Here is a 26,122-nt window from a genome sequence, read left to right as displayed (position 1 = left end):
GCCGTGTGTAATTCACCTCGACAACTTCTTTTTAAATATCTGTTAAAAGGCTTGCAATGTCATCTTCTCCTATGAGCATAATAGAAAAAAAGGCGTGAATTAATTTTTGTTCGGGGCAACCAAAATGCGCTTGCTCTGTCCTATCACTGCTTACCAGAAACGTTGCGGCCAACAGCACCCCCAGACTGTCTCCAGACCGCAATAATGACCGTCTATAGGATTACGCATGCCAAGCATTTCCAAACTTTACGAGTCGTTCAAAAATGGATACGTCGTCGCCGCGGTGTCCGTTTTGCTCGCCTTCCTTACTGTGGCCGCCGTGGTATACAAACCGCTGACAACCCACTCCAATCCAGTCGTGCAGTCGCAGGACATTTCCGAAATCACCAAGCTGGCGAACAACAAGCATCGACTTGAATACCTGCTCGTAGCTCTGCCCCTTTCCGACTTTCCGCGCTACGTCTTTAAGTACAAGGACGCGGACGAGATTCACGTGGTAAAAGTGCCAAGCACTTCACATGCCAACCTGGAACGCGAAGTTCTGCTCAAGAATGCCATTCCTTATGCGATCGCGAAGGATGACTTTCTCAATGCCAACAGTGCCGTGTTGCAGGACGCCGAAGCTCAACGCAGTGCGATGGCAGAAGCCGGCGGTTTTCTTGCGCGCAATGCCATCGGTATTGCTCTGCTTGCCTTTCTTTTCATCGGTATGCGCAAGGGCATCCCGGGCATGATGGGCAATAGCGCTTCCGTGGTCAAACCGGAAAACCTGAAAGGCAGCATGGACGATCTGGTTGGTATGGAAGATATCAAGCAGGAAGTAGCTCACCTGGAAGAAATGATCGTCAATCGCGAGTTGTATCGCTCACATAACATCGATAAGCCCTTTAATGTCATGCTGACCGGACCCGCGGGTACTGGTAAAACCAAGTTGGCCGGCTATCTTGCGAAAAAACTCGACATTCCGCTGATCCAGGCTTCTGGTTCAGGACTTGAATCCGGCTTCGTGGGTGGTGGCTCGAAGGCATTGAACGCCATCTACAAAAAGGCTGCTGCCCAAGGCCGCTGCATTATCTTCCTCGACGAGGCGCAAAGCCTGTTCATGCCGCGTGGACGCGGTGACAAGCGCTGGGATGATGACACTGCCAATACCCTGCTTGGCTTGCTGGACGGCATCAAGAGCGATGAAGGCGCGGGTGTGATCTGGGTCGTTGCCTCAAACTTCGACGATGCTAACTCCGAGATGGACGAAGCGATGCTGCGTCGTTTCGCCGTGAAAATCAATTTCCGTCTGCCGAACAAGTCGGAACGCCGTGAGTTGCTGAACGTATTCCTGTCCCGCAAGGAAGTGGAATGCGTAGACTGGAGCAATCTGAATCTCGACTACGTCGCCGAAATTACCGCCAATCTCAGTCCAGCATTGTTAGAAACCGTTGTCGATCGTGCCAGCATGATCGCGATTCAGGAAAAGACACTGATCACGACCGATGTGCTGTTCCGCGCTTTCGAACGCGCCTCCATTGGCCTGACCGATCGTGCGACCACGGCCGAAAAGGATAAGGAACGCGAGCGCGTTGCATTGCATGAACTCGGCCACTTCTTCATGCAGATTGATCCCTACGTCCGTCAGGGTCTGGCATGGGATGACATCAAGGCAAAATCGCATTTGCTGAAGATCAGCACCGAATCCGTATCGAAGATCGGCGCCCTTGGCTATGTGCTGTCATCGGCCAGCGACGTATCCCTGCGCACGCTCGAAGAAATGGAACAGGATGTGATCCAGCTTTATGGCGGCGTTGCCGCGGAAGAGTTGTTCTACGGCGCACGCGGGATTTCGACCGGCAGCCAGAATGATATCCAGAAGGTCACCGGGATGCTCGACCTGATGGTGAATCGCCTGTCCATGTATTCCCGCTCGAAGCTGGACTACAGCCAGCTGAAGCGTGAGGGCTCGCCGGAGGACGCACTGAAGCAGGTGGAAGCCAAGGCAGATGAATTGTATACCCGTACGCTCGAAGCAATGCAGGACTACAAGGAGCTGATCAGCGCCCTCACCGGCACTCTGCTGGAACGCTATGTCTTGTCAAAAGATGAAGTGTTTGCGCTGCTGGCCGAACTGACTGAAACACCGCGCAAGGCTGCCTGAACCGGTTAGTACAGTAACGTAAAAAAGCCCCGTCCTGACAGACGGGGCTTTTTGCTTTCCTGCGGGTGCGATACCTGATTAGGAGCGCGCCTTATGTTCTATCGCTTCAATCGACATTCCGGTCGAAGCGCTCCCGCAATTCTCTGGCGACAGACAATAAGCCTGCGGGTGACAAATCCTGCAGCGGAATCTGCGGCGACGAATCGATTCCCGGGTAATTACGCAATATGGAACGTCGATAAGTAGGATCGTAGTGATAGCGCATCAGGCGCTCGAACAACTCAGGAACTTGCCGGGCGGCAGCCAGTGCTTCCCATTTTTCGAATTCTTCACCACCGATCAGCGGCCGAAGATTCCGCAGGCGATCGATCAGGACTTGCGGGTCTTCTTCAAAATGCTGGTAATCCTCCCGCAGCAATTGCACGCGCTGCGCCATCGGTGCATCGACCGCAAGCACCTGGCCTTCCCGCATCTTGACGAGCAGCGCCTCGGGCAACTGAACCTGCCCTATTTTCTTGCTCTCTGATTCCACCCATACCGGGCGTGACGGATCAAATTGCGACAGGCGCTCTAGCAGGCAGCTATCGAACAGCTTCTGGGTTGGCTGCGGCTTGCCGGGCACTGCTCCGATGATGGAGCCTCGATGCGACGCGATCCCTTCCAGATCAAGCACTTGCGCACCGCATTCATGCAAAGCCGACAACAGCCGGGTCTTGCCACAACCGGTTGGACCGGAGACCACAATGTAGCGAAAGTTTGCCGGAGCAGTTAACAGTTGTTCATTGACCCAGCGACGATACGCTTTCCAGCCACCCTTGACCCGCTCGACACGGTAGCCAATGGTTTCCAGCACGTCCTGCCAGACCTTGCTGCGCTTACCGCCGCGGAAGCAGTAGACGAGAATGCGGCTCTTTGCCTCGACATGCGAAATATGCGTTTCGATATGGCGCGAAATATTGAGCAGGGAATACCGTGCACCGAGCTGGTAGGCGGCAAGAGGGTTGGTGCGATGCAGAGTCCCGACTTCTGCAAACTCGGCATTGTCGACGACCGGCAGGTTGACCGCGCCGGGAATATGATCCTCGGCGAATTCACGCGGACTGCGCGCGTCGATGATCAGGTCATAAGAATTGAAATCGTACATAGCCCGCCATTGTAAGGCCTTTGGGCGGGAAGTCAGCAAGCGCCGGCCAGTTGGGCGATAATCTTCGACTTCGCCCGGTCAATGACGGCCTGGCAGTATTGACTCCATTGGTTACTACGGGTTTCCATTGGTTTCCCTCCACCGCTTTCGGACCTGCCCATACTAAGATGACTTCTTCCACTGTTCCTGCCCCCGCCTCTGCGACCTCTACAGCCTCTAACGCTCCTGCGACCTCCGCCGACCTCAACATCAGGCTGACATCGTTTTCGCATGGCGGCGGCTGCGGCTGCAAGATCGCGCCCGGCGTACTCGCAGACATTCTCAAGAAATCAACAGGTTTCCCGGTTCCGAAGGAACTGATGGTCGGCATCGAAACCGCGGACGACGCGGCGGTCTACAAGCTGAACGACGAACAGGCACTGATTGCGACGACCGATTTCTTCATGCCAATCGTGGACGACCCTTACGACTTTGGGCGTATTGCAGCGACCAATGCCATTTCCGACGTCTATGCGATGGGTGGGACCCCAATCATGGCGCTGGCGCTGGTCGCGATGCCGATTAACCAATTGCCGGTCGACGTTATCGGCCGCATCATCCAGGGCGGCGAATCGATTTGCGCTGAAGCCGGCATTCCGATCGCTGGCGGACATACGATCGATTCGGTAGAGCCTATCTACGGCCTCGTCGTCATGGGCCTGGTGCATCCGTCCAGGATCAAGCGAAACGCCGATGCGAAAGCGGGCGACAAACTAGTGCTGGGCAAGCCGCTTGGCGTCGGCGTACTCTCCGCGGCCCTGAAGAAAGAAGCGCTGGATGATGCCGGATACCGTGCCATGATCGCCAATACCACCAAGCTCAACAAACCCGGCAAGTCGCTATCAGGCCTGAGCGGCGTCCACGCCCTGACAGATGTCACCGGCTTTGGCCTGCTCGGCCATGCACTGGAATTGGCGCGCGGTGCGGGCGTCGAGGTTCGTATCAATATGCCCGACGTTCCATTGCTGCCCAACGTGGAAGAATTGGCTGCGAAAGGCTATATCACAGGTGCATCGGGGCGAAACTGGGCGGGCTACGGCCATGATGTCGTCCTGGCGGAAGCAGTAACGCCGGTACAGCAAGCGCTGTTAACCGATCCTCAGACATCGGGAGGGCTGCTCGTATCCTGCACCGCAGAATCCGTCGAGGAGGTATTGGCACTGTTCCGTGCGGAAGGTTTTGAGGATGCAAAGGTGGTCGGCGAGATTGTCGATGGGCCGGCGCGGGTATGTGTGCTTGCCTGACCGGAACCTGTTCGCTTTTGCCGGTCTTTTGCTCGTGCTTTGCAGGTAATACCGCTGCGCTCTATCCAGCGGTAGCACAGTCATCAATATTCACCGGGTCCGATGCGTCCAACAACATGCAGATTTCCTTCGCCGTCTGCCTCGGTCACAATCATTTCCCCGGAGGCGGGTGACACATCGGCGATGGCGAGGATATTCTGCTGATGGGTGACCAGCATCAGGTTGCCTGAAGTTTGCCCTGCACGCTGACGTTGCATGATGGCGTCCTTCACCAGTTTTACCTTGCGAACACGTGCCTTGCTTTCTTCATTGAACATGGAGTCCAGCATCGGCATCGGCGTTGCCCGTCCAAATGCAAGGGTCGCGGTATCGACGCAACGGCACCAGCGGCTGCTCAAGACATCGGAAACTGGGATCCTTCGAGCTTTAAACGCCTCGCCGATACGTATGGCGTCACGCCGTCCCTGTTCAGACAGATTGCGCTGTGTTTCACATTTTCCGATCGTAAACCCAGGAGGATCACCGATGCCGGCTTCCGTCACCGCGTGACGCAACAGGACAATGGCGCGTCCGCTTTGCAGGGCGCGCCATGCGGCTTCATCAGCGTTCGCGCTTCCCGCCATCAAGCCGGACGCTACCCATGTCACCAACGACATCAGCAAGGCTCGGCATGGCTGGTTGCGTCGCATCGCTAGCTTTTGCGATAGGTATTGAGCACTTCCTGAATTTGTGCAAACTTTACCGGCTTTTCAAACACCCGGTCGAAACCGGCATCGCGCGCGCGCTGATGTTCGATGGCGTCATCGAAGCCCGTGACTGCAATCAAGGGAATATGCTCGAACGCAGCATCGGCGCGAAGTGAGGAAGCGACATCAAATCCGCTTTTTTCACCCGGCAAACGCAGGTCGCAAAAAATCAGATCCGGCATGGTGGCGCGTGCCAGCTCAAGTGCGGTACGCGCATTGAAAGCAACGCTAGTGACGCAACCCATGACTTCAAGAAGGTCACAAAACAGTTTTGCCAGGTCCTGATTGTCTTCGATTACCAATACACGCATCGGATAGAGTGGAAAGTCGAAAAATATATTGCGTTAGGAAGACAAGATCATGCAACTCGTCTGATAAGTTAGCGCATCGCGCTACCGCCTTGCAGGCAAGGTTCGGCCAACACATGGGTAAAGCCGTTCCAGCTGCGTTGGAGCTTGCATTATAGTCGGCTATTTGCAGTTCTTATGTTGCTCTTAAACAAAGGCACGGCGGTTACGCAAAGAACCGTGCTGTACCGTCCGTTATATTCATCCCAAAAAGACTGGGCTCCAACAATTATTTACCTAAGGTAAGGACGATTTGGTCGTCGCTTCGTTCCTTACCGGATCTGCCCTTTGACCATATGCATCAATGATTCTTAAGGCCTTGTTTTGTATCGATATTCCTTATTAAAGACTGGTCACATAATAGGCCGTCGCGCTCACTACCGTGCGGCATACAGGTTAATGGCATGCCGCACGTTAAGGAACAATCTCGTCGTCTTAATGATCAACAAGGAGTTCGTTAGCCATTGGACAAAGTTATATAACTCCCTGATGTAGTTCGTTGATGTCTTAGTTATATAACGATTTTTTCTGTCTGCGAGATACGCATACCTAATATCGAAGGAACTTATATGCAGCAGATGTCCGCTGGTATTCAGTGGTACTTTGAGCTTCTTGACCAAGCAAGAAGACGCCGCGGTATTGCGATGGAGCACCTCGGCTATGTGCCGAACGAAACCGAGTCTGAAGTTGCTTTGAACACGCAAGGTTTGCGTCTGCGGCGCTTTTCGGGCAACCATACATCCAGGGATATCGCTTTGATTGTCCCGGCACCGATCAAACAGGCGTACATCTGGGATCTCGCCCCTGAGCGCAGCGTGGTAAGAGATGCGCTTAACAACGGCTTGCAGGTCTATCTCATCGAATGGACCGAACCGGGCAAGGCGGAAGCCGGCTTTGGCCTGGAGCACTATGGATATCGCTTGCTCGATGCATGCGTCGATACGATAGAACGAGAAAATTCACCACACAAAGACACCTGCATCTCGTTGCTCAGTCATTCTCTTGGGGGAGTCCTCGCTGCCATTTATGCGGCCATGCGTCCCGAGCGCGTCGCCAGCCTGGTGCTTGTCGAAGCGCCGCTCAAGTTCACCGGGGACACAGGCGCCTTCGGTCCGCTTCTCGCTGCCGGACCGCGTGCTCACACAATCACCGCAGAGTTTGACCGAGTTCCTGGCACGGTCCTTAACCTCGCCAGCGTACTCGCGGCTCCGTCCACCTTCGGCGCGGAGCGCTATGCAGATCTGTTGGCGTGCATGGGCTCGTCCGAAGACCTTCGCACACACTTCCTGGTCGAACGCTGGACGCTTGATGAGGCGCCGATGTCAACCGCACTGTTTCAGGACGTGATCGACCGTCTGTACCACGGAGACGCCTTTATGCGTGGCACGCTGGAGATTGACGGCCACCGGTTGGCTCCACCTGCGGTCGCTTGTCCGATATACGCTGTGTATGATCCACGCAGCCGCATTATTCCTCCCCTATCAGTGACCGGTTTTGTAGAAGCGACATCCAGTAGCGACAGACGCTTCTATGCCTATCAGGGAGATACCGGTGTCGCGCTCGCTCATGTCGGCGCGCTCGTGGGAGAAAGCGCGCATAGAAAGCTTTGGCCAGAAATACTGGCGTGGTTGCCGAAGGCGCATGGCAACACGCATTGACGTTGTGCCCGGTCTTGTCTCAACCGAATCAACAGAGTCAACAGCATGAGAAAGCCCGCTTGCGCGGGCTTTTGATGTCGTTCTTCAACGCAGCGCTTACTTGCTGCCTGAAACCTCTGCGCCTGCGCCGGAGGAATTGCCGGTATTGCTGCCGCCGCGTGACTGGGAACGGGAATGCATCTTGCCATGCCCTTTACCGCTGTGACCGCTACGAGATTTGGTCGTGGTCGATTCGCTCGAACCCGAACTCATATCCTGGCTGGATGCAGATGCCTGCTGCCGCGCTTGAATATCAGCGGCGCGCTGCTCGACATCGGCGACTTTGGCCGGATCAGTGCTCTCACGTATCTCTGTCGACGGTGCCTGGGACTGGGCGAACGCTACGCCCGTAACAGACAGCAGGGAAATCAGCATTGCCATCGATGTTTTCTTCATTGTTACCTCCATAATAAAACCGGAACAAACGCTCGGGATCGTGACAGTGCGTGCCGTAGACCTGATGCGCATTTTTCATTCAGCCTGTCTTGTGAAAATGTTGCGCCAAGCTGCTATTCATACGACTGCGCGCTACTGTTTCAGTTTCGTCAACATCGGTAAAAATGCAATGAACAAGCAGCGCGATCAATAATTGGATGCGTCTGAACTCGATGTGCCAGTGACACGGCCTGTGGTCATATCGAAATGCACGTTAAAGAAACGTTCAGTGGTGCCGGTCAGATAGCGCCAATCCCAAGCTTCTTCGTTCTTCAGCTTGTATTGCTGGACCGTGCGCGGCTTGCCGAGCATGCGGCGCACGGTATCTTTTGTCATACCGGTCTTGATCCGGGCGAAGGTTTCTTCGGTCAGCAGTTGCCGGTAGTCCTTGAGTTTTCCCTGTTTGTCGATGATGAATTCCCAGGTGCGCACTCCTTCCGGCCCTTTGGGATATTGCAACGCACGTCCGCCGTCATCTTCTTCCCACACGGTTTCCGGCTGTCCCATCACCATGCGTACGTCCGATTCGGACGAAATTCCTTTTTCCAGTTTATCCAAACCGAACTCCTGGAGCGGCTTTCCCTGCTTATCGCAGCCGACAGTCAGAAAAGCCACTATCGCCAGCATGAACCCGCCAAGCAATTTACCCATGACGCTCCTTATGTTGATGTTGTATTGAGAGTGCATGCGTAGCGATGTTGCACAAAAAAAGATGCGATATTGAGCGCCGTCAAAAAAGCAGAGAGATCGCAAGAGCCGCCTGCCGGTGCGACGCGTCCCGCGATGGCGCATTTAAGCAGTGAACGCAAGAACATCCGCAATCGCCGTTGCCATTGCGTCAGAACCCGATCCGGCGTTTACCCGTTTCTGTCTTGAGTCGAACATCTTCCGGGGTCAGAGAAGTGCGACCGGCAGCAACGGCATAGCCTAGCCCGTCGAGCAGCGCCTTGCGCATTTCTCTTGGAGAGACTTCGGATAACTTGTCGAGCACGTTATCCGACAATTCCTCGTCGACATGCTTGAGACGCAGTTCGCGCAGCAGGCCCGCATATACACGCTGTGCAATGCCTGCAGCCTGATCAGGGGTCGGCGACGGCACTTCGTACACGGCCATGCGCGACAGCAGCGCTTCCGGTATGCCATCGATACTGTTGGCAGTCAGCACCCAGAATACCTGGCTGGCGTCCAGGTCGACATCGATGAATTCATCATGGAAAGCACGCGAAGTTTCAGGCTCAAGCAACTGGTAGAGGGCAGCCATCGGGTCAGACTGGGTTGAGCCTGTCGCCTTTTCAACTTCATCAAGCAGGACAACAGGGTTGGCGAACTTGCCGCGTACCAGGCGCTCGGCGACCTTGCCGCATTTTGCGCCTTTCCAGGTCGATGAACTGCCGGTAATCACGAAGCCGGCCGACAATGCATTCATGCTGATGAACTCAAACTCTGTGCCGAGCACAGCTGCAAGTTTTTTTCCAAAATGCGTCTTGCCGACACCGGGGTCCCCCAGTAACAGAACCGGCATCACGTTAAAACTTGCACCGCCTGCAATCGACAACCCAAGATAACGCTTCAGGTCATCAAGCACGTCGCTGAAATTAGGGCAATCTTCGTAAAGCGGTTCCAGCGCGCTGGTCGAGGAAGGCGTGGTCACGAAACGCTCTGCACCAAGCTCAAGCATATTTTCGTAAAACGCTTCAAGCTCTGGCGATTTCAATGCGCGTGCCCTTTCCTGGGCAGACTCAACTTCCTTCATGCTATAGATCGGATGAGAGCGAGCGAGTGTAATCGTCATGTCTGAAACTCCTGAGGCTCCGGAATGCGTCGCCGTATGTCGGCTATGCAAAAACTACAATTAACGTTGTCCTTTAAAAAGTCTGCTAGCTGGTAAGTTATAGCGTTTGGCATGGGCTAACTTTTCCACGCCTTTATTATTCACCATGCAAACTCTGTTCCAAGGCAAAGGTTTCCGCCATTCATCGTTAACCTTATTCCACCTAAATTGCTGGACCATGTCAATTGCATGCTGCAAACGCAGAAGAAATGTGGCTGTCGCGCCGCACCGACAACTGCATTTCGAGGATAGAGAGCCATGAAAAGCCAATGCAGGCGTACAGTATCTGATACTGCTGCTCCGCCGCCTTTAAACAGAGGCCCTGGCAAAAGGCGTTATGCCGCTAAAGCCGTGCGACTCAGCATCTCGGCCGCTGCGACGGCAATCGCGTCAGAAACATCGATTTCGTTGGTCTCATGTGTGATCGTGTTGCAGCTGACGATCCGTGCTACCCCGGCCTCGGTTAATTCCTGGCAAGCGCTGCCAGCAAAAACCCCATGGACAGCAATACATACCGGTGCTGGCAGGTTTGTGCTGCGGAGATGAAGCACGGCGGCAAGCATGGTTTTGCCACTGGATGCAATGTCGTCAACCACGACGGGCGTTGCGCCATTCCATCCAGCGGTGTCGGGCATGGACACTTCCACTTCGCGATCACCATAGCGAGTCTTTTGCAGAATGGCATGCTGACAGCCGGCAGCGGCTGCAACCTTCGCAGCCCATTGTTCGCTTTCCGCATCCGGACCAATGATGACCGGATCAGGTATATTGGCCTTGATCCAGGTGGCGATTGATAATGCGGACTGTACGACGCGGGTAGGAATGGAATAGATCTCCGATAGGCTGTTGTGCCTGTGCAGATGCGGATCTACCGTTACCAGCCAGTCACAGCAAGAAGAAATGAGCCGCGCAATATGAGACGAAGTTTGCCCTTCGCCAGGTTTGAATCTGGAATCCTGGCGCATATAGGCCAGATAGGGTGCGATCAGCCCGACACTGCGTGCGCCAAGCTCACGGGCGATATTTGCCGCGAGATAAAGCTGCACGAGCTTCTCGTCCGGCTTGTGTAGCGTGCAGACGAGCATGACATCCCTGCCCTCGACTGCCGACAGCAAACGGAGATATGACTCGCCATCGGGAAAGCGACGGCTCTCGATCCGTCCGACTTCACATCCGATTGCGTGGGCAAGGCGCTTTCCTGCCTCTTCGTTGCCTGGCAACGCAAACAGCACCGGCATCATGGCTCGACCTCTATTTAGTTCCGAATGGATTCAATGTACACATCCGCCTATACCAATCTATGCGCCAGCGCAGACCGCGCTTCTTTAGCGCTACGGTAAGCACTTATGCGACACGTCAGTTGATCCATAGCAAGGTTGGCTGTGCGCATTCTTCCGAACATGCATGTAATTTTTACCGTGTGCATCTTTTCCATTGTGAACTAGTGGGAGGGGAATGCGACAACGAAAAGATAAAAGCCAGTCCGGCTATTTTTTAATGCTGAAAAGGGGCGACGCAGCTTGGCTTGCCGCGATTATTGCAGGGTCATGTCAGCTCATGTGCTTGCATGCATCTTGCTACTAACGTAGGCGTGCACATGCACCTCAAGCAAATACAGACGCGAGGCAATGTGGATTCATTGACGAGTCTCATCATTTAATGTTTTCAGCCCGCCCTATACTTAACTTGAGAGCGACAGAAACGTAAACCGATTTCGTGTGTCCATCCTGAATACACGGCAAACTTGCGGGGAGCAGATGCAATGACCACTCAAAGTGATGTCAACCGTACCGAGCAGCAAGAAGACCTTCTGAAAAGCCTGGTCGCCTTTACCAAGGACCATCGCGCAGTGTATTGGTCCGGGACGCTCTCGGATTTCCTCGATCGCATAATGACTGCAGACCCGCGTGGTGCTGCGCGTACGTCCCACCAGTACATGTGGGACATGATTCGCTGGATGGGCGGCGAAGATGAAACCGGCAACTTCCGATGCAAGTTGTTTGACCAGGAACTGTTTGGCGTCGACGAATCGATCGAGCGTGTCGTCGACTACTTCAAGGCCGCGGCCGCGGGGTCGGAAGTCGGACGTCGCCTGCTGCTGTTGCTTGGCCCGCCATCGGGCGGCAAATCAACGCTGGTGATCCTTCTCAAACGGGGGCTGGAAGAATACAGCCGCACGGAAGCGGGCGCGGTATATGGTATCCAGGGCTGCCCGGTGCATGAATCGCCATTGCATCTAGTGCCCCATTCCTTGCGCGCACGCTTCCGCGAGACGTATGGCGTCGAAATCAGCGGCGAAGTCTGCCCGCATTGCCGTACCCGTCTTGAAAACGACTACGATGGCGATTTCCTGCGCATGCCGGTTGAGCGGATTTTTATTTCCGAAGCAGGACGCGTAGGTATCGGCACCTATGCGCCGCACGACCCGACGACCGCCGACCTTGCCGACCTTGTCGGCTCTGTGGATTTGTCCAAGGTAGCCGAGTACGGCGACGAAGGCGATCCGCGTGCATGGTCGTGGTCCGGCGCTGTCTACGCAGCGAGCCGTGGCATGCTGGAGATGATCGAGATTCTGAAGGTCAAGCGCGAATTCCTTTACCTGCTGTTGACGCTGACCCAGGAAAAGAACGTCAAGGTGTCACGCTTCCCGCTGATCTATCTGGACGAAACGATTCTCGCTCACACAAACCTCGCAGAATTCCGCAAGTTTTTGCAGGAGAGCGAGAATGAAGCCCTGCTTGACCGCATGGTTATTATCCAGGTGCCCTATACGCTGAATTACAAGGATGAGGCGCGAATTTACAAGAAATTGATTTCGTCCGCCGCACCGGCCTTCCGTGAAGTACACCTCGACCCGCACGTGTTGCATGCGGCTGCGGTGTTTGCCATCCTGACCCGCTTGCATGAAGGAGAAGACAAGGAACTGGAACTAAGCAAAAAAGTGCGCCTCTACGCCAGTGAAGAGGTCGAGGGCTATGCACATGCGGAAACGGAGAAGCTCAAGCAGCGTATGCCCGATGAAGGCCTTGCAGGTATTTCGCCGCGCTTTGTCATCAACGCGCTGTCGAACGCCATCATCCAGTCGAATGCAAAGAGCCTGACCACGATGGACGTGCTGCTCGCACTGAAGGACTCGATTGAAAACGATGCACGTATCGATCCGAAACGCAAACGCAAATGGATTGATTATCTTGTGCTGGCGCGCAAGGACTTCTACAACCGCTGGGTCAAGGAAGATGTGCACAAGGCCTTGTTCGTCTCCTTCGAACAGGAAGCACAGGATCTTCTCGACAAATACCTTGATGAAGTGGAAGCGATGCTCGACAACCGCCACATCAAGGACCCGATCACGAACGAAGAACGCAAACCGGATGAACGCTTCCTGCGCGCGGTCGAGGAAAAGATCCATATCTCCGATTCCGGCAAACAGTCTTTCCGCCAGGAGGTGGTCCGCAAAGCCATGGGCGCGTACAAGCGTGGCGAGAAGTTCACGCTCGACAGTCATGCGCAGTTGCATAACGCGGTCCAGCAGTACCTGTTTGAACAGCGCCGTGATGTATTGCGGCTTGTCAGCTCCACTACACGTCCTGACGAAGAAGTGCGTCAGAAGATTTCCGTGGTGGAGAAACGGCTTGTCGACGAATATGGGTACGACAGCCACAGCGCACGCGAGGCACTGAACTATGTGACCACGTTGATGGCGCAGGAATGACGCGCTTAGCGCATCTTAAGGTTCAACTATGAACGATCTCATCACGATCTCTGCTGAAACACCCTGGTATGACCTGTTCTCCCGGGGCTCGCGCGACTGGCTCCGCCATAATGAGAAAGTGCGCGAGGCCGTCAAGGAGAACCTTCCCAACCTGGTAGCGGGGCCGGATGTCATCACCGGCTCCCAGGAAAGAACCGTGCAGGTCCCGGTCAAACTGCTGGAACATGCACGGTTCCGCCTCAACGAATCGCCTTCGCAAACCCATTCGAGCGCAGGCCAGGGTCAGGGCAAGCCAGGCGACATCCTGCGGCAAGCGCAGCCCGACATGGGTGACGACGACGGTCAGGGAGGGAATGATGAAGGTGAAGTCAAACTGATGCTGGAGTTCAAGGTTGATGACATCATCGACTGGCTGTGGGAAGAATTGCAACTGCCGGATCTGCAGCCCAAGCGCAACACCGCCGTGACCGACGATGAGTATGTGCGTGAAGGCTGGGACAAACATGGCGCACGTGCCCGTCTTGACCGTCGGCGTACCGTCAAGGAAGCGGTCAAGCGGCGCGCGACGCAGGAAAATCCGGTGGCATTCACCAACGAAGACTTGCGTTTCAAGCAATTGGTGCACCGGCGCAAGCCGGCCACCAACGCCGTGGTGATTTTTGCGCTTGATGTCTCGGCCAGCATGACCGACGCTGAACGCAAATTGGCGAAAAGCTTCTTCTTCTTCGTGCTGCAGGGCATCCGGCGTCGTTACGCAAAGGTAGAAACACGATTTGTTGCTCATACGACGCAGGCGTGGGAATTCTCGGAAAGCGAATTCTTCAATGTCACCGGTACCGGCGGTACAGGCGCTTCCACAGCGTTCAAATTGGTCCATGAAATGGTGGAGGCTGAATACGACCCGTCGCAATATAACGGTTACATGTTCTACGCGTCGGATGGCGAAAACTTCACTGAAGATCGTGCTGCGGCGACCGAGTACCTGGCGAAGCTGGGCAAGTTGCTTAATTTCATCGGGTATGTCGAAACGGTGCCAGGTTCGCCGCGAACCAGCGAAACGGAAATGAAAATGCTTTGCGGGGAAATCGAGCGTACCGGCGCGCCGATCGGTAGCAGCATTCTGACTCGCCACGAAGACGTATGGAAAGCAATTCGTAAGTTCTTCGTGCAACAGGAATCGGAATAAGCGCAAAAGTGAATAAGGATAGGCGGACACATGTGCACAACGACGAACTCGCCTGAAACCATCGAGGCGCTGAAGAAATACTCGGGCCAGATCGAGCAACTTGCACGGGATCTTGGACTGGATTATTACCCGGTCGACTTTGAACTGGTACCGAATAATTTCATGATGGAAATTGCGGTGTACGGCTTGCCTGTACGCATGCATCACTGGTCATTCGGTGTGCGCTACATCCACCAGCTGATCCGCCAGGGGATGGGCCACTCGCGCATTTTTGAAGTGATGTTTCCCGGCGATCCATGTCGCGCCTATCTGGTCAATGGCAATACGCTGCCGGAAAACACGCTGGTCACCGCTCATGTGCTCGGGCATGCCGATTTTTCCAAGAATAACCATCTGTTCGCCAAGTTCATGGAAATGGCCGGTGGTCACATTCTCGAGCAAGCCGCAGCCCGCGCGCACCGGATCGAAACGGCGATTCAAGAACACGGACAGGAACGCGTCGAAGCGGTGCTGGATGCGGCGCTTGCGCTGGAGCCGCACATCGACATCAACCGTGAGCTGCATCGCCCGCTCTATACGACCCCGGGACACAAGGTCGAACCGCAACCGCAAGTAGATCCCTTCCTGAAGCGTTTTCGCAGCTTGCCCGGCGAGAAGGCACCGACGGATCATCATGCAACTGGCAAACGTGCAACTATTCCACCGCAGCCGGAATACGACTTGCTATGGTTCATCGCCAACTACGCGCCGGATCTGGAAGGCTGGGAGCGCGATATTTTCCTTGCGGTCAGGGAAGAGTCGTTTTATTTCTACCCAGTATTTGCCTGCCAGATCATGAACGAAGGCTGGGCATCGTACTGGCACGCGCGGTTGTTACGGGAAGCGGACTTCCTGCCGCATGACCTGTACCTGTCGGCGATCAAGGCGCACTCCGACGTCGTGCGCCCGTATGCAGCAGAGCGGCAGCTCGCCTTGGCGGTCAATCCGTATCACCTCGGCTTTTCGATGTGGGAAGACATTATTGAAAAGCATGGGCTGGACAATGCGCGCCGCATCATGAAAGAAGAAGATGACTTCGGCTTCGTACGTAACTACCTGACCAAGGAACTGATTGAAAAACTGGAGCTGTTTGTTTACGAGGCACGTAACGATGGCGACATTCGTATCGCGGACAATGAAGTCCATGCCGTGCATGAAGCCATCCTGTCGCCGAAATTCAACTACGGCGCCCCACGTATCGCGGCCAACAACCTCCACGTGGATGGCAGTCTGCAATTGCTGCATGATCACCAGAGCGACGGACGCGGTATCGATCTTGCGCGTGCGGAACGGGTACTCGAATACATCGGGCGCATCTGGCGTCGGCCGGTCACGCTCCACACCATTGGCGATCGCGGCGAGGCACGGGTAGTGACCAGCAAGCGCATCTGAAAGACGTTAAATAAAGACGATATATTGGCAGTTGAGCAGCAGCGCCGGGATGGCTGGTTCTGCGAAGAACATCGCATATATAATGGGCCAATCCTGCCTTGCACGATTGGCCTTTCCAATGCGTCTTACCGATTACACCGACTATTCCCTGCGCGTGCTGATGTATCTCGGCATGCATCGTGATCGCGTGGTCACAATTCAGGACATTGCAGATGCCTACGATATCTCCAAGAGCCACCTGATGAAAATCGTTCATCAACTTGGTCTTGCGGGACTGGTCGAAACGACCCGCGGCCGTAGTGGCGGATTGCGTCTGGGCAAAGAACCGGCAGCAATCAATATCGGCGACGTCGTGACACTGACCGAGCCGGATTTCAAAATGGTGGAATGCTTCGACACGGATGCCAACGCATGCGTGCTTTCACCTTCGTGCCAGTTGCAGAGCGCACTGGCCAAGGCGACAAAGGCCTATCTGATGGTGCTCAGCGAATTGACGCTCGCCGACATACTCAAGGGCAGCAGCAGCCTGCGCAAGCGCCAGATTATCCAGTTTCATAGTCGGGAAAAAGAAAAGGCCACGGCCTGAGCCGCGGCCCTCGCTGCCACTGACCAGTCTTTCGCAATAGGCAAACTTCAGATCAGCTCACAGCGGATCGTCGCCGGTTCGCTGCGCAACTTTTGCAGTAAGTCAGCGGGAATCACCGCATCAACGTCCGTCATCACATAACCAATCGGTCCACGTGTCTGCAGGTGCTGCGCGACAATGTTCATTCCACTCGCTGCAAAATCGGCGTTCATGCGAGCGATGACACCCGGCTCATTTCTGTGCACGTGAAGTACGCGGCTCTTGGCTTCTTTTACAAGATGGCGAATTTCCGGGAAATTAACAGCCCAGCGCGTCGTGCCCGCCTTGAGGAAACGCGCCAGCTTGTCCGCTACCTCCCGGCCAATGTTTTCCTGAGCTTCTTCGGTACTGCCACCGATATGTGGCGTCAGGATGACATTGTCCAGCCCACGTAAAGGAGAAATAAACTCCTCCTTTTCATTTTTCGGTTCTGCCGGAAAAACATCGAGCGCTGCGCCCGCTAATCGCTTTTCGCGCAAGGCTGTATTCAGGCCATCAATGTCGACCACACCACCGCGTGACGCATTGATCAGTACCGCGGTCGGTTTCATTCGGCCAATGCGCTCCGCTGTCATCAGGTTTTCCGTTGTGCTGCCGCCCGGCACATGCAAAGTGACGACGTCGGCCGTTGCCAGCAAGTCATCAAGTGTAGGCATCGGACGAGCGTTACCCAGAGGCAGCTTGCTCTCCACGTCGTAATAGTTGACCCGCATGCCGACGCTTTCCGCGAGGATGCCGACCTGGGCGCCGATGTTGCCATAGCCAATGATGCCGAGCACCTTGTTCCGTACTTCATAGGCGCCCTGTGCGCTTTTATCCCATTGGCCGCGATGGGTCTTTGCATTCTTTTCAGGGATGCGACGCAGCAGGAGAATCGCCTGGGCGATAATCAGCTCGGCGACTGAACGGGTATTGGAAAATGGTGCGTTAAAGACCGGAATACCTTGCGCGGCAGCAGCCGTCAGGTCGACCTGATTGGTACCGATACAAAAGCACCCGATCGCTTTCAGACGCGGCAACTGTTGCAAGGTATCGGCCGACACGTGGGTAGCCGAACGGATGCCAACCACATCGACGTCGGCAAGTACCCTTTTGAGTTCATCCGGCTTGAGTGCAGTGGGCATCTGGACGATATCCGTGAAGCCTTCCGCTTGAAGATGTTCCACTGCGCTTTGATGGATTTTTTCGAGTAAGACGATTTTTGCCATTGCCTGCCCTTGCATAAAGATTCACGTACAATATATCTTAAATATTCTTGTCGCGTTGCCTGTCACGCCAGATACAAATGCTGAATGAAGAACTCATTGCCTCGAAAGCGACGACCGAATCGATCACCGGGATGAAATGGTGGAACGACAGGCTGCTCACCTTTACGACCACACGTCCTGCAAATTATTCCTTCGTCGCAGGCCAGTATGCACGCCTTGGCCTGCGTGACGAAAACGGAATCATATGGCGTGCTTTTTCAATGGTCTCCGCGCCTGCGGAGACAGCGACCCTGGAGTTCTACGGCATCATTGTTGCCAATGGCTTGTTCACTACGCGACTGAAGGGTCTACGTACGGGCGCCCCTATTCTCGTAGAAAAACAGCGTTACGGCTTCATGACCCCGGACCGGTTCAAAGACGGAAGCGATCTGTGGATGCTGTCGACCGGAACAGGGATCGGCCCGTATATCTCAATGCTGCGCGATCCCTATGTCTGGCAGCATTTCCGCAATCTGGTTCTCGTACACTGCGTGCGACATGCCGATGAATTTGCTTATACGGAAGAACTTGAACGCCTGTGCCGTGAACCAGCTTTTCGGGCCTCGGCGCAACTCCACGTAGTTCGTTCGGTGACACGAGAAGCGGATCTTCCGGCAAATGCAGCTTATCTGCAAGGTCGAATCACGACCCTGCTCGAGGATGGGAGGCTGGAAAAGGCGGCGGGACTGCCACTCTCTGCAGAAACCTCCCGTATCATGATGTGTGGCAATCCGGAGATGATCGACGACATGCGCGCCCTTTTGCACCAGCGTGGCATGCGACCGGACCGCCGTGCGACGCCAGGACAGTTTGTGACCGAGAACTATTGGTAGAACAGCGAAATTTGTTTACCTGCGTAGCAGCAATACAAGAACAGATAGGGTTCGCGCCAACTCGACATCGCGTTAGCTCGTTGCCAGCAGTGCCGGTGCGTTTGCCTCAAGATAGGGTATCCACACCATGAATTCTGAACCGCGCCCAGGCACGCTGGCGACCGTCATTGCCCCGCCGTGCAAATCGACTAATTGCTTGACGAGTGCCAGCCCAAGTCCAGTGCCTTCGTACTTACGGGCCATCCCACTGTCCAGTTGCACGAAGGGCTGGAACAAGCGGCCGAGATCCTCATCGTTGATGCCGATGCCGGTGTCGATCACACAAATCGTAATGAATTGCCTTGCATCGGGCGCGATGGTGGATTCGTCGCCGACGAGGCGCCGACCCGCCAGGTGTTCGCGGTCCATGCGACACATGCGCAACGTGACGCTTCCGCTGGCCGGAGTGAACTTGACCGCGTTCGAAACAAGATTGAAGACAATCTGACGCGTCTTGCGCTGGTCGAGCATGGTCCATCCGAGGTTTTCCAGTTCGAGCCGCAAGTGAATCTGTCCGATCGCCGCCTTTTCCCTGAAGACCGTCATCGTTCCTTGCAACAATCGCTGGATATCGGTCGGCTCCAGTTCGAGTTCCATTTTTCCGGCCTCGATTTTCGACAGGTCGAGAATGTCATTGATCAGCGAGAGCAAGTGTTTCCCGCTGTCAAAGACATCACCCACAGCCTCTTCCTGGGCGGATTCGAGCGGTCCCAGCAGTCCCGTTTTCAGCGCCTCGGAAAAACCGATGATCGCGTTGAGCGGCGTGCGTAACTCATGCGACATGTTGGCGAGGAACTCCGACTTCATGCGGCTCGCTTGCTCCAGCTGCAGATTCTGGTGGGCGATTTCCCGGTTGGTGGCTTCGAGTTGAGCGGCATGTTGTGCCAGGCGTACGTTCAATTCATTGACCTGGCGCTCGCGCGCCTGCAATTGCTCATTGACCAGTACGGCTTGCTCATAAGTGGATACCAGCAAATCCAGGATCTGCTGCTTTTCCGCGGTGATGTGGTGTTGTGCACCATTCAGGTAGACGACTATGCCCTCGCCTGCCTCGCGGTTCTGACGCAACCTTCGGTTCATCAGGACCTGTTCGATCCGCGCCAGCAGGTAGTCATCGGCATACGGCTTGCGTATGAAGTTGTCGGCGCCACATTCCAGACCGCGCATGATATCTTCGGGATCGATCAGCGAGGTAACGAGAATAACAGGGATATCACGCAATGCCGGGTCGGACTTGAGTGCATGGCACAAGCCGTAGCCATCAAGTTCGGGCATGACTATATCGGACAGCACCAGATGGGGCTTTCGCTGTCGGATTGCCTCAAGGGCGAGGCGTCCATTACCTGCCACCCGCGCCACATATCCCTTGCCCTCCAGCAAATACCTTAATTTCCCCGCCTGTGTGGGACTGTCTTCCGCAATGAGTATCTCAGTCAATTCTTCGTGCATGCCGTCGTATTCATGTAATGTCAGTTTACTGCTTACCTGCCTACCCGCCTACTTTGCTACTGACTGATCGTTTTCCTGTTTGGTGCCCGCCTGCGATGCGGCAAGCGCTGACGTCCAGACGGCCGTCCTAATGCCTTCAGTCGCCCGGCGACTTCCTTGTCACTGGCAGGGCTGCGCTATTCGACAGCAGAATGCGCACATCTTCCGGCGGAACGGGCTTGCTGAAAAAATAACCCTGCATCTCGTCGCAACCCTGCTCAAGCAGATAGTGTAACTGCTCTTCGGTCTCCACTCCTTCCGCGATGGTATTGAGTCGCAATGCCTTGGCCATGGCAAGTATCGCACGCACCAGCTCGGCGCTCCCTGCGTGCTCGATCATGTCATTGACAAATGAGCGATCAATCTTGAGCCGGTCCATTGGATAGCGGCGCAAATAGCTGAGCGAACAATAGCCGGTCCCAAAATCATCCAGTGACAGGGTGACGCCAAGCGCCTTGAGTTCATGCATCGCACCAATCGTGGCTTCGGCATTTTCCAGGATGAGGCTTTCGGTCAGTTCGAGTTCCAGCCATCGGGCATCAAGTCCGGTCGACTTCAACGCCGAGCACACTACGGATGTCAGGTTCGCCATCCTGAACTGCAAGGCTGACACATTCACCGCCATCCGCACCGATGGCAGGCCACTGTCTTGCCACTCCCTGGCTTGGGCGCAGGCCGTTTGCAATACCCATGTGCCGACCTGGGGCATCAGGCCGCATTCTTCCAGCAAGGGGATGAAGACGCCGGGCGACAACATGCCGCGCTCGGGATGCTGCCATTGCAATAGCGCTTCCATGCCAACCATGTGACCGGAATTGATGTTGAGCTGCGGTTGATAATACAAGCGGAACTCCCCCCGTTCGAGTGCCTTGTGCAGCTCAATCTCCATCTGTACGCGCTGCTCGGATCCATGGTCCAGTTCGGAACTGTACAAGCGGTAGCCGTAGCCGGCGCCGGTACTGTCCGCAGCGACACGCGCACGCCGTAAAAGCTGCGCCGGGTTCGTTTCCTGATCCGGATATCGCACCACGCCAACCGACGCATGCAGGAAGATCTCTCCGCCACTGAAGGTCAGCGGCTGTTCCACCAGATGCAAGATATCCTGTGCAAGGACGTCAACGCCGGCATCTCCAGCCGGGGTTGGAACCACCAGAACAAATTCATCCTGCGCGAGCGTGGCCAGAAAGCCTTCGTTGCCGCGAAAGGCGTCCAACCTTGAGGCTAAGGAGCGCAACACACCTTCCGCTATCGGGCGGCTGAACGCCTCGGCCACCTTATCGACACGGTGCACGCGGATATCGAGAACGAGCATGTCACCGAGGCGTCGCGCAAGGACCGGCAGACGCTCATCGAGCAGCGCCCGGTTCGGCATGCCGGTTTGCGCGTCGTAGAATGCGAGATAATACAGCTTCGATTCGGCGGCCAGCCTGCGCTGGTCATTCAAAATATGGCTAAGCGAAAAACCAATATCGTCGGCGACCTCGTGCATCAACTCAACCACAGTGTCATCAAAGCATTCCGTCTGGTCTGTATAGAGCAGGAAAACGCCGATAGCCTTGCCGTCCTCGGATAGCGGAAGACCGGCCATCGCATGGAAGCCACGTTTGAACAGTTCCATACGCCCCATGTGGTCTGGCAGCGTCATGAGATCGTTGTAAATGCACAGGCGACCGCTCTGACGGACGACATCCGCCAGGCCGCCACTGGCCACAAGACTGGCTTCGTCGCCACAGGGATCGCCATGGGAAGTCATGAGGCGAATATCGCCGCTGACTGAATCCACCATCCCGATCCAGGCAAAACGAAACATGCCACATTCCACCGCGATCCGGCATGCTTCGCGGTATAGGGTATCGGGGGACTCGGCACGAATGATGGTGCGATTGATGCGACTGAGCATGGTCAGCACACGGTTGGCGCGATCCAGGCTGGCGATGTTTTTTTTCTTCATCCGCCGCTATTGCCCTTCATCAGATCTGCAATACCGCGAGAGAGTTGCCAGCGATCGATTGGTTTGACGATCAGTTTATCGGCGCCCGATGCAAGCAGCCTGTTGCGTGATGCCGGATCATCGAGTGAAGACACGATCAGGACCGGAATATGCTGCGTCCTCATATTGCTTTTCAATGCGCGTGCGACTTCAAATCCGTCCATTACAGGCATCATCAGGTCCAGCAAGACCAAATCAGGCTGCTGTTCGATGGCGATGGCCAATCCGGCTTCGCCGCTTGCCGCCACAAGGGTGTGGTAACCGTCGGCTTGCGCAAATACTTCAAGAAGCTTGCGATTGCGTTCTTCATCATCGACGATGAGAATCGTCGATTTACGGGGATGTTCCATGACACTGCTTTCAATTACCGTCTTGCGCGCGCTTCCGCTCAAGAATGCAAGCTTCAAAAATTCGGCCCGCGCAACGTTTTGACTATAACCGGGACAAGGCGCATCCGGTATCCCATATCCATGGAAGGAAAATCCTTCTTGGCTCAATGTTGCTCCAAGACAACTTATCTGTTTTGATATTCGTCAAGCGAAGGACTATTCGGGTGCGCCTCCCGAGATTGTGAGCACAAGAGGATAGAAAACAAAAAGCCCGGACCATGCCGGTCCGGGCTTTTCTCTTGATACTTCGCTGACTGAAGGATTCGGCCAGCAGCTTGTAAATATCAACGCATCAGAACATCAGTTGAAAGTTTTGCCTTCGGCAGCAAGCCTGGCCAGCAGCGGCGCCGGCTTCCATGCCTCGCCATGGCGACCCTTTGCGTACTTCTCCATCGCCATGACGACGTTTGGCAGGCCTACCGTATCAGCATAGAACATCGGGCCGCCACGGAACAGCGGGAAGCCGTAGCCGGTCAGATAAACCATGTCGATGTCGGATGCGCGCTGGGCGATGCCTTCTTCCAGGATGTAGGCAGCTTCATTGACCAGTGCGTACACTAGGCGCTCAACGATTTCCTGGTCGCTGATCTTGCGACGCTCGATACCGAGGTCAGCCGAATGCTTGACGATCATGTCATTGACGACTTGCGACGGATATGGCTTGCGGTCGCCCGGCTTGTAGTCGTACCAGCCTGCACTGGTCTTCTGACCGTAGCGGCCCATCTCGCACAACAGGTCGGCCGTCTTGGAGTAAGTGACTTCCGGCTTTTCGACATAGCGACGCTTGCGGATGGCCCAGCCGATGTCGTTGCCCGCGAGGTCGCCCATGCGGAACGGACCCATCGCAAAACCGAACTTCTCGATAGCCTTGTCGACCTGTTCCGGCAGTGCGCCCTCTTCCAGCAGGAAGCCTGCCTGGCGGCTGTACTGCTCGATCATGCGGTTACCAATGAAGCCATCGCAGACGCCGGAAACAACGCCGGTCTTCTTGATCTTCTTGGATAGTTGCAGCGATGTGGCGAGCACATCCTTGCCAGTCTTTTCGCCACGAACGATTTCCAGCAGCTTCATGACGTTGGCCGGGCTGAAGAAGTGCAGACCGATCACGTCCTGTGGGCGCTTGGTGAAGCTGGCGATCTTGTTGACGTCGAGTGTCGAAGTGTTCGACGCGAGGATTGCGCCGGGCTTCATGACTTCGTCGAGCTTCTTGAAGACCTGTTCCTTGACGCCGATTTCTTCAAACACCGCTTCGACAACGATGTCGGCCTGGCCGATCTCATCATAGGACAGTGTGCCGGTGATCAGGCCGACGCGCTGGTCGAATTTTTCCTGGGTCAGCTTGCCCTTCTTCAGCGTGTTCTCGTAGTTCTTGCGGATGGTCGCGAGGCCCTTGTCGAGCGCTTCCTGTTTCATTTCCAGAATCTTGACCGGGATGCCGGCATTGGCGAAGTTCATTGCAATGCCACCGCCCATGGTGCCCGCGCCAACTACTGCGGCCGACTTGATCGGACGGGTTGGGGTGTCTTCCGGAACGTCAGGCACCTTGCTCGCTGCGCGCTCGCCGAAGAAGGCGTGACGTAGTGCTTTGGATTCGGTGGTCTGGACCAGGTCGAGGAACAGTTCGCGCTCATACTTCAAGCCGTCTTCAAACTTCATCGTGACAGCGGCACCGACAGCGTCGACGCACTTGAGCGGTGCCGGGAACGGACCGGCCATTGCGCGCACGGTATTGCGCGAAAACTGCAGGAAGCCTTCGTAATTCGGATAGTCGATCTTGATATCACGTACTTTCGGCAACGGACGCACTTCGGCAACCTTGTTGGCGAACGCAATAGCGGCTTCCATCAGGTCACCTTGCACCAGTTCATTGAACAGGCCGGTCTTTGCCAGCTTGTCGGAAGGAACCGGGTTGCCGGAGACGATCATGTTGAGGGCCATTTCGAGGCCAAGTACGCGCGGCAGGCGCTGTGTGCCGCCAGCACCCGGCAGAATACCGAGCTTGACTTCCGGCAGCGCGATTTGCGCACCAGGCGACACGAGACGGTAGTTACAGCCGAGGGCCAGTTCAAGGCCGCCGCCCATGCAGACGGTGTGGATTGCGGCGACAACCGGCTTAGTTGAGCTTTCTACGACGTTGATGACCGTGTGCAGCGTGGGTTCCGCAAGCGCCTTTGGCGAATTGAATTCCTTGATGTCCGCGCCGCCAGAAAATGCCTTGCCGGCGCCGGTGATCACAATCGCCTTGACAGCGTCGTCGTTCAAAGCTTGCTTCATGCCGTCGACGATGGCGCTGCGGGTGGAATGGCCAAGGCCGTTCACCGGGGGATTGTTGAGCGTAATGACGGCAACCGCGCCATTGACCTTGTATTCGGCAGTCATATCTCTTCCTTTTTAAATTAGATGTCTACGAGATTGCCGATCCACCGACCGTACTGCAACCTCACAGCATCGGCTTCGATGAATCGCAAGCTATACCCAAGCTCGGAACCACTTTCTTATTTTTTGACGCCACAACTATACCGCAAAAAAGCACGGCCGTATTATTTTCAAGAAAAAAAACCGGGTCGTCAGTAGACCCGGTTCGGTGAAGCGAGTTGCAGCACTGGCGCAGCTACCATTCGCCTGGTATGACAAGCACTTTACCTTCGCGCCTGCTAGGTTTCGTGCGCTTTCATCTGCAGTTGCGCGCCTTTCTTCTGGTAACGCTCTTCAGTGACAATTGTCACCTGGATAGCCACTAAAAGATCAAAGCTATTTTAGCTAGCCCCGGCTTCCGCCAAGGCTGACAGGCGGCGGACTTCTTCAGCTACTTCATGTGGAAACGACTCAGTCGACCATGCCCGATAATCGCCGGACGCGTAGGCGAGCGCGTTACGGTAATACATGTAGGAATTCAGGCGGTTACGTACGAAGTTGTTTTGTGTGCGTATCACCTTGCCTGGTGTTCCCATCACGATCGAATTGGGTGGAATGACTGTGCCTTCTTTCAGAAAACTGTGTCCTGCAACGATGCTGTTCTCGCCAATCACGCAGCCGTCCATGATTGTCGTGGTGATACCGATCAGGCAGTTATCACCGATCGTGCAGCCATGGATGGTGCAGTGGTGCGTGATAGAACAATGGCTGCCGATAACGGTCGACGTTTTATCCCCGATGTGCAGCATCACAAAGTCCTGGATATTGGTGTATTCGCCGATCACGATCTCCTTGTGTTCGGCGCGGGCAACGACGTTCATCCAGATCGACGCATGGTTGCCCACAGTGACCTTTCCGTACAGGAGAGCACTGTCGTGGACATAGGCAGGGTTGTTCAGAGTGACATCAGGTCCGATGAAGGGCATGAAAGGAGCTCGCTTCGTTGTTTGGATTAAATGGAAGGACAAAAAGAAAGGGTGGACATAGCCACCCTTCCCTGTACTTCTTACCTCAGACTTCCAGCCATTCCTTGCGAATGGCCGCATTGCCCCGCAGATCGTCGGGCGTACCCTCGAACACGATCGAGCCATGCCCCATCACGTACACCCGCTGCGAAATCTCCATCGCAATCGCCAGC

21 protein-coding genes and 1 pseudogene are annotated in these 26,122 nt (G+C 55.3%); 8 read left to right on the top strand and 14 right to left on the bottom strand.

Features of this window, described 5'->3' with window-relative positions:
• Positions 1–226 precede the first annotated feature (226 nt).
• Entirely contained in the window at positions 227–2,146 is a 1,920-nt protein-coding gene (locus ACFQUU_RS24960) for an AAA family ATPase (protein WP_382250832.1), read from the top strand.
• Positions 2,147–2,252: 106 nt separating this feature from the next.
• On the opposite strand, the gene mnmH is transcribed toward ACFQUU_RS24960, so the two are convergent.
• On the bottom strand, positions 2,253–3,290 hold the full coding sequence (gene mnmH / locus ACFQUU_RS24955; RefSeq protein WP_382250831.1) for a tRNA 2-selenouridine(34) synthase MnmH: 1,038 nt from the start codon (positions 3,288–3,290) through the stop codon (positions 2,253–2,255).
• 167 nt (positions 3,291–3,457) lie between these two features.
• Here mnmH and selD point away from each other — a divergent pair, with 167 nt between their 5' ends.
• Positions 3,458–4,573 (top strand): selenide, water dikinase SelD, encoded by a 1,116-nt coding sequence (gene selD / locus ACFQUU_RS24950; protein WP_382250830.1) that lies wholly within the window; start codon positions 3,458–3,460, stop codon positions 4,571–4,573.
• 83 nt (positions 4,574–4,656) lie between these two features.
• On the opposite strand, the gene ACFQUU_RS24945 is transcribed toward selD, so the two are convergent.
• Positions 4,657–5,229: a histidine phosphatase family protein gene (locus ACFQUU_RS24945; RefSeq protein WP_382250829.1), complete on the bottom strand. Its 573-nt coding sequence runs from the start codon at positions 5,227–5,229 to the stop codon at positions 4,657–4,659.
• Positions 5,230–5,264: 35 nt separating this feature from the next.
• On the bottom strand, positions 5,265–5,630 hold the full coding sequence (locus ACFQUU_RS24940; protein ID WP_382250828.1) for a response regulator: 366 nt from the start codon (positions 5,628–5,630) through the stop codon (positions 5,265–5,267).
• A gap of 605 nt (positions 5,631–6,235) precedes the next feature.
• Between ACFQUU_RS24940 and ACFQUU_RS24935 the strand changes: the two genes are divergently transcribed.
• A complete protein-coding gene (locus ACFQUU_RS24935) occupies positions 6,236–7,324 on the top strand; it encodes an alpha/beta fold hydrolase (protein WP_382250827.1) in 1,089 nt (362 codons plus the stop codon).
• A gap of 96 nt (positions 7,325–7,420) precedes the next feature.
• Here the strand turns inward: ACFQUU_RS24935 and ACFQUU_RS24930 are convergent, their stop codons facing one another.
• The 4 genes from ACFQUU_RS24930 to ACFQUU_RS24915 all read right to left on the bottom strand — a co-directional run bounded on the left by ACFQUU_RS24930 (position 7,421) and on the right by ACFQUU_RS24915 (position 10,870).
• Entirely contained in the window at positions 7,421–7,759 is a 339-nt protein-coding gene (locus ACFQUU_RS24930; RefSeq protein WP_382250826.1) for a hypothetical protein, read from the bottom strand.
• A gap of 186 nt (positions 7,760–7,945) precedes the next feature.
• Positions 7,946–8,449 carry an outer membrane protein assembly factor BamE gene (gene bamE / locus ACFQUU_RS24925; protein WP_382250825.1) on the bottom strand — a complete coding sequence of 168 codons (504 nt, stop codon included), beginning with the start codon at positions 8,447–8,449 and terminating at the stop codon, positions 7,946–7,948.
• Between the two features lie 187 nt (positions 8,450–8,636).
• A complete protein-coding gene (locus ACFQUU_RS24920; protein ID WP_382250824.1) occupies positions 8,637–9,590 on the bottom strand; it encodes an AAA family ATPase in 954 nt (317 codons plus the stop codon).
• A gap of 374 nt (positions 9,591–9,964) precedes the next feature.
• Positions 9,965–10,870, bottom strand: a complete 906-nt coding sequence (locus ACFQUU_RS24915) for a ribose-phosphate pyrophosphokinase (protein WP_382250823.1) — start codon at positions 10,868–10,870, stop codon at positions 9,965–9,967.
• 521 nt (positions 10,871–11,391) lie between these two features.
• Between ACFQUU_RS24915 and ACFQUU_RS24910 the strand changes: the two genes are divergently transcribed.
• The 4 genes from ACFQUU_RS24910 (at position 11,392) to ACFQUU_RS24895 (ending at position 16,544) form a co-directional block, all read left to right on the top strand.
• The gene (locus ACFQUU_RS24910; protein WP_382250822.1) at positions 11,392–13,341 is read left to right on the top strand and encodes a serine protein kinase; all 1,950 of its coding nucleotides are present in this window, start codon (positions 11,392–11,394) and stop codon (positions 13,339–13,341) included.
• Positions 13,342–13,369: 28 nt separating this feature from the next.
• A complete protein-coding gene (locus ACFQUU_RS24905) occupies positions 13,370–14,527 on the top strand; it encodes a DUF444 family protein (RefSeq protein ID WP_382250821.1) in 1,158 nt (385 codons plus the stop codon).
• Between the two features lie 30 nt (positions 14,528–14,557).
• Positions 14,558–15,958, top strand: coding sequence for a SpoVR family protein (locus ACFQUU_RS24900; protein ID WP_382250820.1), 1,401 nt, complete (start codon positions 14,558–14,560; stop codon positions 15,956–15,958).
• Positions 15,959–16,076: 118 nt separating this feature from the next.
• Complete coding sequence (locus ACFQUU_RS24895) at positions 16,077–16,544, top strand: RrF2 family transcriptional regulator (RefSeq protein WP_382250819.1); 468 nt, start codon at positions 16,077–16,079, stop codon at positions 16,542–16,544.
• Positions 16,545–16,591: 47 nt separating this feature from the next.
• Here the strand turns inward: ACFQUU_RS24895 and serA are convergent, their stop codons facing one another.
• Positions 16,592–17,791, bottom strand: coding sequence for a phosphoglycerate dehydrogenase (gene serA / locus ACFQUU_RS24890; protein ID WP_382250818.1), 1,200 nt, complete (start codon positions 17,789–17,791; stop codon positions 16,592–16,594).
• Between the two features lie 77 nt (positions 17,792–17,868).
• Between serA and ACFQUU_RS24885 the strand changes: the two genes are divergently transcribed.
• On the top strand, positions 17,869–18,663 hold the full coding sequence (locus ACFQUU_RS24885) for a ferredoxin--NADP reductase (RefSeq protein WP_382250817.1): 795 nt from the start codon (positions 17,869–17,871) through the stop codon (positions 18,661–18,663).
• A gap of 72 nt (positions 18,664–18,735) precedes the next feature.
• Here the strand turns inward: ACFQUU_RS24885 and ACFQUU_RS24880 are convergent, their stop codons facing one another.
• From ACFQUU_RS24880 to ACFQUU_RS24855, 6 genes and pseudogenes are all read right to left on the bottom strand, one after another.
• Positions 18,736–20,151: a hybrid sensor histidine kinase/response regulator gene (locus ACFQUU_RS24880; protein WP_382250816.1), complete on the bottom strand. Its 1,416-nt coding sequence runs from the start codon at positions 20,149–20,151 to the stop codon at positions 18,736–18,738.
• Positions 20,152–20,287: 136 nt separating this feature from the next.
• Positions 20,288–22,141 carry a putative bifunctional diguanylate cyclase/phosphodiesterase gene (locus ACFQUU_RS24875; RefSeq protein WP_382250815.1) on the bottom strand — a complete coding sequence of 618 codons (1,854 nt, stop codon included), beginning with the start codon at positions 22,139–22,141 and terminating at the stop codon, positions 20,288–20,290.
• On the bottom strand, positions 22,138–22,530 hold the full coding sequence (locus ACFQUU_RS24870) for a response regulator (RefSeq protein WP_382250814.1): 393 nt from the start codon (positions 22,528–22,530) through the stop codon (positions 22,138–22,140). Before ACFQUU_RS24870 ends, ACFQUU_RS24875 begins: the two co-directional genes overlap by 4 nt.
• Positions 22,531–22,869: 339 nt before the next feature.
• Entirely contained in the window at positions 22,870–24,948 is a 2,079-nt protein-coding gene (locus tag ACFQUU_RS24865) for a 3-hydroxyacyl-CoA dehydrogenase NAD-binding domain-containing protein (RefSeq protein ID WP_382250813.1), read from the bottom strand.
• Between the two features lie 377 nt (positions 24,949–25,325).
• Positions 25,326–25,910 (bottom strand): gamma carbonic anhydrase family protein, encoded by a 585-nt coding sequence (locus tag ACFQUU_RS24860; protein WP_382250812.1) that lies wholly within the window; start codon positions 25,908–25,910, stop codon positions 25,326–25,328.
• Between the two features lie 85 nt (positions 25,911–25,995).
• Positions 25,996–26,122: pseudogene (locus tag ACFQUU_RS24855) on the bottom strand (ABC transporter ATP-binding protein); the annotation flags it as partial.

Source organism: Herbaspirillum sp. GCM10030257, from assembly GCF_042666555.1.
In the GTDB taxonomy this organism is placed as follows: domain Bacteria; phylum Pseudomonadota; class Gammaproteobacteria; order Burkholderiales; family Burkholderiaceae_D; genus Noviherbaspirillum.
Note: the sequence above shows the minus strand (reverse complement) of the source record. Positions and strands in the feature narration are given on the sequence as shown.

Bases quoted from the DNA above. Each gene is read 5' to 3' on its own strand.
- ACFQUU_RS24870 (WP_382250814.1), bottom strand. From the start codon at position 22,530: ATGGAACATCCCCGTAAATCGACGATTCTCATCGTCGATGATGAAGAA.
- ACFQUU_RS24910 (WP_382250822.1), top strand. From the start codon at position 11,392: ATGACCACTCAAAGTGATGTCAACCGTACCGAGCAGCAAGAAGACCTT.
- ACFQUU_RS24920 (WP_382250824.1), bottom strand. From the start codon at position 9,590: ATGACGATTACACTCGCTCGCTCTCATCCGATCTATAGCATGAAGGAA.
- ACFQUU_RS24960 (WP_382250832.1), top strand. From the start codon at position 227: ATGCCAAGCATTTCCAAACTTTACGAGTCGTTCAAAAATGGATACGTC.
- ACFQUU_RS24875 (WP_382250815.1), bottom strand. From the start codon at position 22,141: ATGAAGAAAAAAAACATCGCCAGCCTGGATCGCGCCAACCGTGTGCTG.
- mnmH (WP_382250831.1), bottom strand. From the start codon at position 3,290: ATGTACGATTTCAATTCTTATGACCTGATCATCGACGCGCGCAGTCCG.
- ACFQUU_RS24915 (WP_382250823.1), bottom strand. From the start codon at position 10,870: ATGATGCCGGTGCTGTTTGCGTTGCCAGGCAACGAAGAGGCAGGAAAG.
- ACFQUU_RS24895 (WP_382250819.1), top strand. From the start codon at position 16,077: ATGCGTCTTACCGATTACACCGACTATTCCCTGCGCGTGCTGATGTAT.
- ACFQUU_RS24885 (WP_382250817.1), top strand. From the start codon at position 17,869: ATGCTGAATGAAGAACTCATTGCCTCGAAAGCGACGACCGAATCGATC.
- serA (WP_382250818.1), bottom strand. From the start codon at position 17,791: ATGGCAAAAATCGTCTTACTCGAAAAAATCCATCAAAGCGCAGTGGAA.
- ACFQUU_RS24945 (WP_382250829.1), bottom strand. From the start codon at position 5,229: ATGTCGTTGGTGACATGGGTAGCGTCCGGCTTGATGGCGGGAAGCGCG.
- selD (WP_382250830.1), top strand. From the start codon at position 3,458: ATGACTTCTTCCACTGTTCCTGCCCCCGCCTCTGCGACCTCTACAGCC.
- ACFQUU_RS24905 (WP_382250821.1), top strand. From the start codon at position 13,370: ATGAACGATCTCATCACGATCTCTGCTGAAACACCCTGGTATGACCTG.
- ACFQUU_RS24860 (WP_382250812.1), bottom strand. From the start codon at position 25,910: ATGCCCTTCATCGGACCTGATGTCACTCTGAACAACCCTGCCTATGTC.
- ACFQUU_RS24880 (WP_382250816.1), bottom strand. From the start codon at position 20,151: ATGCACGAAGAATTGACTGAGATACTCATTGCGGAAGACAGTCCCACA.
- bamE (WP_382250825.1), bottom strand. From the start codon at position 8,449: ATGGGTAAATTGCTTGGCGGGTTCATGCTGGCGATAGTGGCTTTTCTG.
- ACFQUU_RS24940 (WP_382250828.1), bottom strand. From the start codon at position 5,630: ATGCGTGTATTGGTAATCGAAGACAATCAGGACCTGGCAAAACTGTTT.
- ACFQUU_RS24935 (WP_382250827.1), top strand. From the start codon at position 6,236: ATGCAGCAGATGTCCGCTGGTATTCAGTGGTACTTTGAGCTTCTTGAC.
- ACFQUU_RS24865 (WP_382250813.1), bottom strand. From the start codon at position 24,948: ATGACTGCCGAATACAAGGTCAATGGCGCGGTTGCCGTCATTACGCTC.
- ACFQUU_RS24930 (WP_382250826.1), bottom strand. From the start codon at position 7,759: ATGAAGAAAACATCGATGGCAATGCTGATTTCCCTGCTGTCTGTTACG.
- ACFQUU_RS24900 (WP_382250820.1), top strand. From the start codon at position 14,558: ATGTGCACAACGACGAACTCGCCTGAAACCATCGAGGCGCTGAAGAAA.